Origin of the sequence: Paenibacillus sp. GCM10023252 (genome assembly GCF_042653305.1) — a bacterium.
Lineage (GTDB): Bacteria > Bacillota > Bacilli > Paenibacillales > Paenibacillaceae > Pristimantibacillus.
Genome location: NZ_JBHSHW010000003.1, coordinates 363618 through 375489, shown reverse-complemented (window position 1 = coordinate 375489; position 11872 = coordinate 363618). Strand labels below are relative to the sequence as shown.

Sequence of the window (11872 nt, the reverse complement as noted above, 5' to 3'; positions counted from 1 at the left end):
TGTACGTTGTTTACTATACCAACGCTCTTACTTTTAACACGGCAGGGATTACTCACAATTCGACTGACTCTCGATGCGGCTACAGATTTTTGGCGCTGAACGTATCTCCGCCTTCGATCGTGCCGTTGTCGAACCCCGCATTGAACCAGCGCATCCGTTGTTCGGACGTACCGTGGGTGAAGCTTTCAGGCACGACGTAGCCTTGTCCCTTCTTCTGAAGCGCATCGTCGCCGACCGCGCTGGCTGCCGTGATAGCCTCTTCCAGATCGCCCTGCTCCAACACATTCATGTCCTTCGCGTGATGAGCCCAGACACCTGCGAAGTAGTCCGCCTGCAGCTCGGTGCGTACGGACTGGTCATTCGACTGCTTCGCACCCATGTTCGTCGTGGCGAGCAGCGTCTGCACGTGATGCCCGACCTCGTGAGCAATGACGTACGCCATGGCGAAGTCGCCCGGGGCCTGGAACTTCGTCTTCAGCTCGTCATAGAAGCTGAGGTCAATATACAGCTTGTAGTCGCCCGGACAATAGAAGGGGCCAACGGACTCCCCCGCGGTGCCGCATGCGGACTGCACGCTGTCGTTGTATAGGACGAGCTTCGGCTCGTCGTAGGTTAACCCCTTTTCTGCAAAGATCTGCGTCCATACAGCCTCCGTGTCTGCAAGCACCACCGATACAAACTGCGCCAGCTCCTCTTCCTCCTGACTTCCCTGATACGGCGTATCGCTGACGGAGTTCGACGTCGTGCCTGTCATATCAGTCAAAATGCTGCCAATGTCGCCACCGCCGAACAGCAGCGCGACCACCAGGACGATGATCCCGCCGATTCCGCCGCCGACCAGCTTGCCACCGCCGCTCATGCCGCGCCGGTCCTCTACGTTCGCACTGCCTCTTCTTCCCTGCCATTGCATCTCGTTTTCCCCCTGTCATTATGCCGCCAAGCGCTCTTCGCTTCGTGTGTTGTCCGGTTGGCGAGTTGCCAGCGCATTTACTCAGTAGTTCTTACCCCGCAACTGGGCTCGCATAACTGCCAAGGTTAATGAGATATCAGCTCTAGAGCCGTTAGTTGAATCCTTGTTGGTTAACCGGGCATAGAAAAATACATCGCCTCGGCACTTGGGCCACATGGCGATGTATTAATCAATTACCTATCATTATGCGGTAATCGTTCATCCTTGTTCCTTGATCTTCCTGATACCTTGTACAATCTGCTCCTTCAGTACCTCTCGCAGGGCATATACCACCGGTGCCGAAGGGATGTCGAACCTCAGATGCGAGTGAGGAATCTCTGTGAGCAGAGTGCCGATTGGATTGCCTTGCTTGTCATGGATGACGTTCCAGAAAACTCTCGACCTATGGTCTTCCGCCCCCCATCTCTCAAGAGAGTTTCGGAAAACCAAACGCTTGCCGATCACAAAATCGTTCTCTTCGAGCTTCTCTGTCGCGCTGAACCCGGCATCTTCCAGTTGTTCGAATAGGTAAGGCATAAGCTGATCCAAATAAAGACCATAGGCAGCATCCTCAATCTCAGCAAAAGCAGCCGCCAATTGATCGTACATGGATTCGAACAATGTTCTCCACTCGGACGCGATATAACGGTTGGCCGCCTCACTCAGTTGTTCGATCACCATATTCTGACTGAACATCGGTATTCCTCTCTCCACATGCAACGCCTCCTCTATACTTCCATTCCATTGTACAACTTGTAAGCCAATTGAAAGGTTAGGCGGAAGGAGAGAAGGAAGATCAACTATTTGCATAGAAAACCTTATACACAGATTTAATCTTAAACTCTGGCAGTAAGGAGGGCGATGCTCAGTTGACGAGCCCTAAAAAAATGGCGGAAAGATTCATGATTAGTACAAGTACGATACGAAACTACGAAGCTAACGGACTGATACCGCCAGCTGAACGTTCACCGAATGGCTATCGCCGTTATACGGACCAACATGCCGCCTATCTGTCGTGCATTCAAGCGATGGCCCCAGCATTCGGAATGGAAGTAACGGCTGAGGTGCTTCGTTGTATCCAGCAGGACCAACAGCAAGCTGCAATGTGGATCATAAGAGAAAGAGAAGTCTCTCTGTACGAAGGGAAACAGAAGCTAGAGAGACTGATCCAGGATATTCAGTCATATACGCAAGATTATATAACTTCGAATGCCGAGGAGCCCCTCACTATTAACGAAGTTTCCAGACTGACGCAGGCTCCTAGGTCGGCGATACGCTATTGGGAGCAAGCAGGATATATAACGGCGGAACGGGATCCCGGCAATCGTTATCGTCGATACAGAGCTTATCACCTGCTGACAATAAGGTTAATTCAAGTTCTGCAAAACTTCGTGTATTCAGAAGATACCGTCAAGCTGAAGCAATCCATCGCCGAGACCGAGCACTCCCACTTGAATCTACAGGAGCTCTTGAACGTCGCTGAGAATAGTAGAGCTTATCTCGATAAGATGCTTGAATTCCAGCTATGCGGGATATCCCATCTGTACCAATTAATTCAGCTTACAAAAAAGAAACGATAAATGCGCCCTATCGGAATCCAACATTAGGAGAGGGGAAGCGCTTAGGAGATGCGTCCGCCTACCGCTTGCGCGTCTCCGTCAGCTGGAACTGGCCGACCAGCTGCTGGAGGAAGGCCGTGATCGCCTCCACGTTGCGCGTCGTGTAGCTGACGTCCATGATGTCCGTCTGCAGCTCTTGTACCTTGGATTCAACTTCCGATGAGATCGAGCGATTCTCGAGGCTGACAGAGGCTACCTTCTCCATCAGCGCGACGACTTCGTCGATGATCTTCGTCTTGAGTGCGTCATCCTTGGCGCTTCCGAGCGTCTCCATCGCGACGGCCACGAGGTCCGCCCCTTCTTGCACGGCCTGGGTGCCTTGGGTCATGGAGACATGCGCTTCTTCCGCGTGTACCGCGATTTTCCCCACGATATCGTGCACTTCTTGCGTCGACTGACGCGTCCGTTCGGCCAGCTTGCGGATCTCTGCAGCGACGACAGCGAAGCCCCGGCCATGTTCACCGACACGAGCCGCCTCGATCGATGCGTTCAGTGCCAGCAAGTTCGTCTGGGCAGATATCTCTTCAATCGCCTGGAGCACGCCCCGGATCTCATGAGCTGTTTCCGTGAAGACTCGAATCGTCTCGTTCGTATCGGTCACTCTGAGTGAGATGTTCGTCATCGTATCGCCGATTCGCCCTACCTCGTTCTGTGCCACCTCGATCTGCTCCGACGCTCGCTGCTCGAGCATGAACAGTGTCTGCCTCGCCTCGTCGGCCACCCTCTTCGCTTCGTCAATATCTCTGAGCTGTCGCCGGAAGCTTGTCACCATCTCATGGATGCGAGTACTGACCCGTTCGGTCGATTGTGCGGTCGTCACGGTCGAGTCTCCGAGCACCTTCTGGCTGGACGTCACATCGGCTGCGGCCTGCTTCACCTTCATCATGATGCCTTCGAGCGAATCGATCATATTGTTGATCCACTTGGCCAGCTCGCGCATCTCGTCGTTGTCGAACTGCTTCATATCGAGCCGCTTCGTCAAGTCGCCCTTGCCCTCCGCATTGATCCGGATGAACCGGTTGATGACGGTGAGCGGATGGACGATCTTGCGCCGGCTGCGGGCATGGTTCGCTGCGATCGTCGCCCCCCCTGTTACAAGCGCGACTGCAGTTGCGCAGAGTGCGACTGCAAGCGGAGAGCCCACGGCAGCAGCCGCATAGACGAGCACGCCCGACAGCAGCGCGCCGATCGCCGTCCACACCGCCTGCGGACGGAGTTCGCGCTGCGCGACCCCGCGTATCCGGTACACTTCCTCCAGATCGCCTTCGCACATCATGCCCCACGTGTCCGGGCAGTGAGGGAGCTTGAACGTGACACCCTTGCCGATGACGGGAATGTGACGATAATCGGAATAGCCAGGGAACTGGACGAACAGGTTGCTCCCGTTCTGTATCGTGTTCGCGACGCCCGGATGCAGCTGCCCGGTAGCCGGGTCTGTAAATACCAGCTCCAGCTCCGTATGTTCGTTCACCGACACTGTTCCCCACTTGGTGCGCACGCCATCCTTCAGATTGTCTCCGTGTGTGAACGTCCGATCCTCGAAGCGGCTGCGGGACAGCGCCGTACCCGGCGTAATGTGCTGCTGCAGCACCGGCCCCGCCATGAACAGATAATTGTCCCCCGAGTCGGGGTACACATGTCCGGATTCACGCTGGATCAGATCGCCGATCACATCGTTCGGAACTCGCGTACACAGCGCGCCTTCCCAGTGCCCGCTCCGTTCCAACGGACGAATATAGAGAATGGTCATCTTATCGTGAAAAGTCGACGTGCGAGGCCCGATCTCCACCGTCAGCGGATCCGCATACGGCCCGAACAGGCAGGAACGGACGGACGCTCCGCCGCCCCTTGCATACGTCATGCCGGGGGAGAGAACAGATGAAGCTTCATGCACGGTTCCGATATGATCCGGATAGGTGGAATACACCACTCTCCCGTCACGGTCGACCTGGAACAGCTCGGTCGCATCATTCAAGCGCGAATAGCAATCGGTGAACAGCCGCTCGCGGCTGTCTTCGCCTGCCGCCGCCTGCAGCCCGTCCGCCAAGCCATCGAGCGTGCGCCAACAGTCGTGCGTCCAGTCCATGAGCAGCTGTACCCGCGTCTCGGCGATCCCTTCGAAGATCGATTCCACGTCCGCCTTACTCGAGGCATTCAATCGATAGGACCACCATAGCGGCAAGCCCTCACGCCACCCTAACCAATCCAACAAGTACCCCACCCCATCTATGTCATATTTCTTCTCTCTAGATGTCATAATTTTAGCACAATTTGCCGAAATTGGTCGATAAATAATAGAAATAATTTCAAAAAAATTGCATGACTGCCGCGAGTTCTAGTAGGCTATCGAATCGGAATATATATTGACATATTCATTTTGTCCGGCGATGACTTCATTACATCTGTGACCTCGAAATCATACCCCTCTCTTCTTTCGTAATTGCTGTTAGGTAACCAAGTTCCATAGATGTATTTCCAAGTGTTCTGTCCGAGCTCATGTTCGCTGTTCACCTTAACAATTGCGTATCTACCAGCAGGTATCTCGATACATACAAAGTTCGGTTCCATTCCCTCGATAGAAGTCACTTCCTCTTCTATAAGGAAAGAAAATCCCCCGTTATCTTAATACTCATGAGCAATGCCGTATGCAAAAGCCGGCCGAGCTCTATTCGAAATTTTTATGTAATACTCATTACTGCCAAAATGATAGTAAAAGCCTGGAATCTCATTGAAATACGCCTCTTTATTCAAATTCGTTTGATAATCATAGCCAATAATTTTGATGGAGGTCAATTCTATAAATTCAGGTTTATACATGTTCAAACCCCCTCGTATATTCGCTCCATATGATATACAAGCTGTTCCTGGAGCTGTTCTTCTATAAATAGAATCGCATTTTGTATTCGATTATAGTGTTCCATGAGATAGTCCACTCGTCTTCAAAAAAATACATCGTCGGGACCCTTGGGCCGCACGACGATGTATTCTCAATCTGTATACGGTTATGCTCTGCTCGGTTCATCTTCTTCCCCGGCCGCCACGGGACTAACCCAATCGCTTACAATTAAAATTCATTGTTTATGTAATCTGTCTCCTTATTTCTTCTCCATCCTTAATACATAACGGGTTGGTCCAGAAGATTGTATCGTGATGATCAAGAGCTATCTTCAATTTTTCATATTCTTCTAAGACTTTCACAATCGGGTTGTTGAGTAGTCTGAATCCATATTTAATATCTATCAGACTCATTTGTCTAGTTAGAAACTCCTCCGTCGCAGAAATCATCATATGATTAATGAACAAATAAGGCAGTTTATCATAGCAACTTAACATGATGAATAATCGATCCTCTTTTGCTGGACCTTCTCTAAATAATCTGCCTGAAGGATAATAAACTAAACGCTGCTCAAATGATAATTCATGCCACTCAAAAAGATGATAGTGGAGTTCAATCGGCTTGCCATTATAACCTGAAACAATATCTTCTAAGCAACTCTCATACCATGAAGCATCATCAAAGGATCTTGCTTTACTTGGAACGAAGTATTGTGAATCAAAAACAGTAGGGCGAATTGGTCCACCATGCCAAGCACCGTCATCAGAGAAGATATACCCCTTTGTTAATTCTGCTAATGCTGAGGCGATAATACCATAAACTAAATTAATAATTGCCGGTTGCCCTGTTGATCTTCGAAATACCCAGTAATGACCAACTGATAAAGATTTTTTCACCTCGATGTATATATCTCCATATTCAGCGTAATCGTCCCAAATATCTATAGTATCTTCATTCACTTTTTGAAAATAAGCATCAGATCCGCCACCATCACTCGGCTCTACATAAAACCATGCATACTCTACATCCCAATTCATAGTTTCAGTATTCGCATCATTTGGCGAAATTATTGTTTCCCCAAGCCTTACATAGATTAACGGCGTGTCTCGTAATTCAAATGGTTGTAGAAAGCGAATTAGCTTCTCATTTGCAAGCTTCAGCAAATCAACTAAAGTTGGTACTTCTATTGTTGTAGGATACACTTCGAATGTCGTGCTGATTGTCCTCACCCCAATTAGTTATTATTCTTTAATTCTTCATTCTCCAGGAAACTGCACTCCTGTGTCAATTCTAGCTTTAATGACTGTCCTCCTCTCCTACAATCTTTTCTATATACAAGCCAATCAATGATTTGTGACACCATATTGCATGTATAAAACTGCGAAGTTATAATAAAACTAAAGAAGGAGCCGTGCGTGAACACGACTCCTTGGCACAATAGACCGCTTCAAAGGCGGTCGGCTTCGGGAATTAGATCAGAAATAGACCGTGATCCTAGCAGAGGGGCGGTCTATTTCTTTTGGATAAAAACTGCAATGATGGCAACGACCAGCGTCAGCAGCGTAATAATAAACGCACCAAAACCAATCATCAACGTCAAAGCATCTTTAACCTCCATGGGCATCCCTCCCTTCGAAGAGAGGTAGCCGACCACCCTTGCAAGCCGTTCTATGTGCTTGTCTAATTATAGCATAATTTGTAAGAAACAGAGCAGTGAAATTCTAGTTGAATCGATGTTGATAAATTCTTGAGAGGCTTCTTTTTGTTAATTCGGTAGGAAGAACCCCTACAATAACAAAAGCTTTTCCAGCCGAGCAAGCGCTCGGTCTAGGGCTAAGTATTCCTCGAATTCTTTCCTCCCGATCTTCGTTGCACAATATGTAAGGCTCAGGTTGGTCTTGATAAATTCCGTTACCATTTCCTCAATGCGCGGCGAAAACTTTACTATTGAACTTGCTCTATGGAAATCCGGTTCTTTTGAAAACTCCAAATGTCCAACAGAGCGGCGTAGCGTAAGGTGACGTGTGTCTTTGAGGTCATTCATTCGCTCTTGCAAATTGGACGTTTCCCCCAAATAGACAATCTGATTGTCCCGGGTCCACGGCATATATGCCGGGTAGCTTTGGTAGTTTAGATGAGCAGCTAGTAAATCCATATATTTGTATCTTTTAGCTTTCACTTAACTGTTACTCGATTTTTTAAAAGAGTCTGTTCAACTCCTCTGCTGATATCAATTTTCGCACTCCTTAGTTTTGTGGTAGGAAATTATAACTTGTCCCATCGCAAGAATCTCTTTGGTTTCTGCCAATCGGACCATGGCATATCAGTGTTCCACTTTTATTTTTGCGCATGTAGCCAAACTTACCCTTTTTATTGCATTCAGGACAGCGCAAAATATTATCCAGCTTTTTTATGTTATCCCAAAGAACTTTATAATCAGATACTGGACTATGTTCATTATAATTATTTTGTCCATGGCTCCCGAAGCTAAGTAAGTAACGATCTCGCTCAATTTTGTCTAGAAGTAAAATGGATTCCTGATGTCCTGCGAACATTATTTTTATTGCTTTTTTAAGAGGAGGCCATAACTCTCCTAAATCGTATCCCGCGTTCAAAATTTCTCCTTTATATACTAATGATACAGATAATAAGTCGCAATGAATGCGACACCAATTTTCAAAAAAGATTCTGATCGGATTTGAAACTTCTGTGGCATGTGTAGCCATGTCAAATAAACCATCAATTTTTTCAACCTCTGTTAGAGAGTTTTTATAATATGTATGTCCATTCTCTCTATCGTAATTATATGCTTCAATAGTTTTCCATCCATTATTATTTGATCTTCTTATCGCTTCAACCATACTTTTATTAAAGTGAGCATCATGAGTGGTAATAATAAGTTGAAAGTGTTTAAAGTTATTGGCTAGGAAGTTTGCTATCCGCTTTTGATTGGGAAAGTCAAACGAAGAGAATATATCGTCTAGAACCAGCACTGGAAAAGTCTCATTCCCCTTTTCAATTAATGCAAAAACCAAACTTAAACCATAAGCACGCATCCAAGATTCGTTTAGATAACCAGTTGGAGCTATGTCTTTATTCCCTAGATAGTCTAATAATAGATTTAACTCCCTTGCCTTCGCTGGCACAACTCGGAATGAATGTGCAGCTGGTTGACCTGATTCGAGTAAAGGATTATCAACAAGTTCTGAAAATATCTCTTGCGCTCTCTCAATAACTTCTTCAAAACGTGTCTCCATTTCACTTTTGCAAAAATTGGAGAAAGAATCAGCGGTTAGTACTATCTGCGATACATAGGTGGAGAATAGTTCTTGTTTTTGGACAGTTGTTTGGTACAGCGTAATATATCTCTCTATGTCTTCGATATCTCTTTCAATATTAATCAGGTTCTCAAGGTTTGAAGTTTTTTCTGCATTGAGTACAAAGGCAGATAGTTGTGATTTGAGTTCTTCCACCGCAGAAACTAACTCAACCATGGACATTGGTTTTAACTCAAGTGTAGCTGCAGCTGGTTTATCTTCAGTTAGATATTTCATAATCGTAGCTATTGTTGTTTCCGCTTCTTCTAAAGAATCATTTAAGGAAGTTTCCGAAGATGCTATTTTGGTGGTTAGTTCCTCGATTCTTTTTGTGAGTGCTGTAAAAACTTTATTTTTGTTTAACTCGGAGTCGATCCTATCTTTCTGCGTCTGCCAGTTGAACTGATCTGACTCGCAAACAGGACAGTTGTCGGGATGATGTTCATGTAAATATTGCGAAGCAGCTTCAAGAACTTTAAATATTGAAACAACCCATGAGTAAAACTGATGGCTCTTTAAATCAAGTTCCGCATGCTTTAGTTCATCCTTAAGTTTTTCTAAGGATGACGCTTTCTTTAGTATCTCTTCCAGTTGAAATAGCGCTAATTCTGCATTTTTCATACCTGTTTGATCTTTTAATTTGTTTTTCTGTTCTTTGATTTTAAGTTTTAACGAAGCTAAGTTATGTATTGTCTTTGCGTCATACTCAATATGATATTTACCGCAAAGACAAGTAACAAAATGTTGTTCGTTTATTTTCTGGACTGGTGATTGTAGAATCTTTGCGAGTTCTTGACATATGGTTTGAAGGTTTTGATTATATTGGTTGTTTTGACCCCACCTTTTTAAGGAATCCATTTTACGGGACATTTCCATTAATGGCAGTATACCAACCGCGTTCGCTATCTTCTCGTACCTTTCACCTGGGGCAGCGTCTAGAATCTTCATAATGTCAGATAATCTGAAAATCCAATCATATTCCGTAAGGGTGTTAATAAAGGTAGCTAGGGCTGGCGCAGCTCCGCCTTTGTCTGTAACTTTTCTTGTGTCGCTCTTTTTATTGGTAAAAGTAATAGAGACTTGTCCATCGCCGACTTTATTTAGATGTTTAAAACTTTTGATGCCACCATACTCTCTGGCGTTCAGATGCCCAAGTTGACCATTAGGAGATTTACTTCTAAAGTAATCAATTGCATCGACAAAACTAGATTTACCCCAGCCATTTTGGGCAAAAACTAATAAGGACTTTCCATCCAATTGATATGTATGGCTATCAAGTAATCCTCTAAAGCCCTCAATCGAAATAGACTCAATTTTCATATCTAGTTACTCCTCACTTACTTCTGTTTCACAAATGGACAAGAAGCTTGACTTAAATTCTTCATCGTTAATTTGACCTGTTAGGAAATTCTTCAGTAAATCATTTATCTCTTTGTTTTCAATGTGTTTATTTTGCTTAAAAAAATCTTCGATTAGTTCAGACAACGGGCACATCCCCTTTTCTATATTTTATTAATAGCATTATATAATAGATCAAGCTGGTTACCAATAATTTGAAGAGTGTTTCTCGACAGAATACCTATTCTAATGGCAGGAAGTTACATTGCATATTTCGGAATGAAAATAGGAACTTAAGACGTACTCTTAATTATGATGGGTTCCTACGAGGCGCTTTTGGATTAGCTAAGAGAAATTCTGTTGGACAATAGAGTAGGAGGAAGATGCTTTGGTAGTGTACATTTGTTCACTGTACGGTGCAGATTTAGATGGTGAGGAGATACCCGAGGAAGACCGGCAACACCGCGCTCCTCCATATCGTTATAGTTACTGCATTGGAATTATTGGGAATGACCACGTGATAAAGTTTCAATGCCCGAATTGTTTGGGGGAATGGCCGAGGGGAAAAAGATATTCGTTGACTTTGCGTTGAATAACTTACTCATTCCTTTAAATTGTTGACTCGTATAACGGACCGGGACGCATTACACCGCAGTGGTGGGGGCATCCCGGCCCTTGTCTCTCGGTACAGCGTATTGCGAGGCATGCGAGCGTACTTTTGGTCTTACCACTGTTGCGAATATTTACAAGAACCGCTTGTTGACTCCGTGTTGACTTCGGGTACACAAAACAAGCCACCACGGCTCTTGAGCTACATGGGGTGTATTGGTCGTTCAGATACTGTTATTCGCCGCTTGGCGCTTCTTCGTCCCCCACCGCAACCGGATTCAAGCTATAAGAAACCCAATCACTCCAGCTCCCCGCATACAGCTTCACGTTGCGGTAGCCTGCGGATTGAAGGGCCAGCACGTTCGGCGTGGCCGTGACGCCGGAGCCGCAGTAGACGATGACTTCGTCGTCCTTGCCGACGCCTGGGAAGCGAGCTTCCTGGGAGGCCGCGTCCTTGAAGGTGCCGTTCTCCGCGAAGCTGTCCTTCCAGAAGCGGTTGACCGCGCCTGGAATATGGCCGGCGACGGGGTCGATCGGCTCCTGCTCGCCGCGGTAGCGCGGGGCTTCGCGGGAGTCGACCAGCGTCACGCCAGCCTGGCCTGCCTGCTCCCGAACGTAAGCAGCGTCCACCACTAACCCGGACCGCACGTCTGCCTTGAACGAGGCTGGCCGGGCAGCCGGCACTTCGCTCGTCACTTCGCAGCCTGCTGCTTGCCAACCTGCGAAGCCGCCAGCCAGCAGCGCGGCTTCGCCCTGATGCCCCGCCCACTGCAGCAGCCAGAGGAGGCGCGAAGCCATCGCGCCGCCTTGATCATCATAGGCGACGACACTTGTCGTCTGCCCGATGCCAACTGCGCTAAGCTTCCGCGCCAGCTCTTCCGCATCCGGCAGCGGATGGCGGCCGCCGCGGCCGTCCGGCGATTTTGGACCAGATAAGTCCTGCTCTAGATCCAGATACATCGCGCCAGGGATATGCGAAGCCTCATACGCACTTCGGCCTGATGACGGCTGCCCTAGCTGGAACCGGCAATCGACGATTACGAGTTGGTCTTCCTTCGCCTGTAGTCGTTCATGCAGCATACTTGCGATAATTGCTAACTTCGACATCATGAATCAATCCTCTCCATAGATGAATAGAGTAATGCTGATCAACAAGCTTGCCGGCGGTATATCGGTTAACCGGCACTGCTAGTCCGAGATGTCC

Annotated in this window: 11 protein-coding genes and 1 pseudogene; 1 reads left to right on the top strand and 11 read right to left on the bottom strand. The window is 47.2% G+C overall.

What is annotated here, in order from left to right; all coding sequences use genetic code 11:
• Positions 1-79: 79 nt before the first annotated feature.
• Together ACFO9Q_RS04335 and ACFO9Q_RS04330 are read right to left on the bottom strand one after the other, a co-directional pair.
• Entirely contained in the window at positions 80-910 is an 831-nt protein-coding gene (locus tag ACFO9Q_RS04335; protein ID WP_379179059.1) for a neutral zinc metallopeptidase, read from the bottom strand.
• Between the two features lie 258 nt (positions 911-1168).
• On the bottom strand, positions 1169-1663 hold the full coding sequence (locus ACFO9Q_RS04330; RefSeq protein ID WP_379179057.1) for a DUF6022 family protein: 495 nt from the start codon (positions 1661-1663) through the stop codon (positions 1169-1171).
• 173 nt (positions 1664-1836) lie between these two features.
• Here ACFO9Q_RS04330 and ACFO9Q_RS04325 point away from each other — a divergent pair, with 173 nt between their 5' ends.
• The gene (locus ACFO9Q_RS04325; RefSeq protein ID WP_379179172.1) at positions 1837-2529 is read left to right on the top strand and encodes a MerR family transcriptional regulator; all 693 of its coding nucleotides are present in this window, start codon (positions 1837-1839) and stop codon (positions 2527-2529) included.
• A gap of 58 nt (positions 2530-2587) precedes the next feature.
• On the opposite strand, the gene ACFO9Q_RS04320 is transcribed toward ACFO9Q_RS04325, so the two are convergent.
• From ACFO9Q_RS04320 to ACFO9Q_RS04280, 9 genes and pseudogenes are all read right to left on the bottom strand, one after another.
• The gene (locus ACFO9Q_RS04320; protein ID WP_379179055.1) at positions 2588-4777 is read right to left on the bottom strand and encodes a methyl-accepting chemotaxis protein; all 2190 of its coding nucleotides are present in this window, start codon (positions 4775-4777) and stop codon (positions 2588-2590) included.
• Between the two features lie 134 nt (positions 4778-4911).
• Positions 4912-5175, bottom strand: a pseudogene (locus ACFO9Q_RS04315) (GyrI-like domain-containing protein); the annotation flags it as partial.
• A gap of 15 nt (positions 5176-5190) precedes the next feature.
• On the bottom strand, positions 5191-5385 hold the full coding sequence (locus ACFO9Q_RS04310) for a hypothetical protein (protein WP_379179053.1): 195 nt from the start codon (positions 5383-5385) through the stop codon (positions 5191-5193).
• Between the two features lie 261 nt (positions 5386-5646).
• A complete protein-coding gene (locus tag ACFO9Q_RS04305) occupies positions 5647-6606 on the bottom strand; it encodes a hypothetical protein (protein WP_379179051.1) in 960 nt (319 codons plus the stop codon).
• Between the two features lie 308 nt (positions 6607-6914).
• Positions 6915-7022, bottom strand: a complete 108-nt coding sequence (locus ACFO9Q_RS04300; RefSeq protein WP_379179049.1) for a putative holin-like toxin — start codon at positions 7020-7022, stop codon at positions 6915-6917.
• A gap of 168 nt (positions 7023-7190) precedes the next feature.
• Positions 7191-7511 carry a GIY-YIG nuclease family protein gene (locus tag ACFO9Q_RS04295; protein ID WP_379179170.1) on the bottom strand — a complete coding sequence of 107 codons (321 nt, stop codon included), beginning with the start codon at positions 7509-7511 and terminating at the stop codon, positions 7191-7193.
• A gap of 139 nt (positions 7512-7650) precedes the next feature.
• Positions 7651-10041, bottom strand: coding sequence for an AAA family ATPase (locus tag ACFO9Q_RS04290; protein ID WP_379179047.1), 2391 nt, complete (start codon positions 10039-10041; stop codon positions 7651-7653).
• 6 nt (positions 10042-10047) lie between these two features.
• On the bottom strand, positions 10048-10206 hold the full coding sequence (locus ACFO9Q_RS04285) for a hypothetical protein (protein WP_379179045.1): 159 nt from the start codon (positions 10204-10206) through the stop codon (positions 10048-10050).
• Between the two features lie 696 nt (positions 10207-10902).
• Entirely contained in the window at positions 10903-11778 is an 876-nt protein-coding gene (locus tag ACFO9Q_RS04280; protein ID WP_379179043.1) for a sulfurtransferase, read from the bottom strand.
• Between the last annotated feature and the right edge of the window lie 94 nt (positions 11779-11872).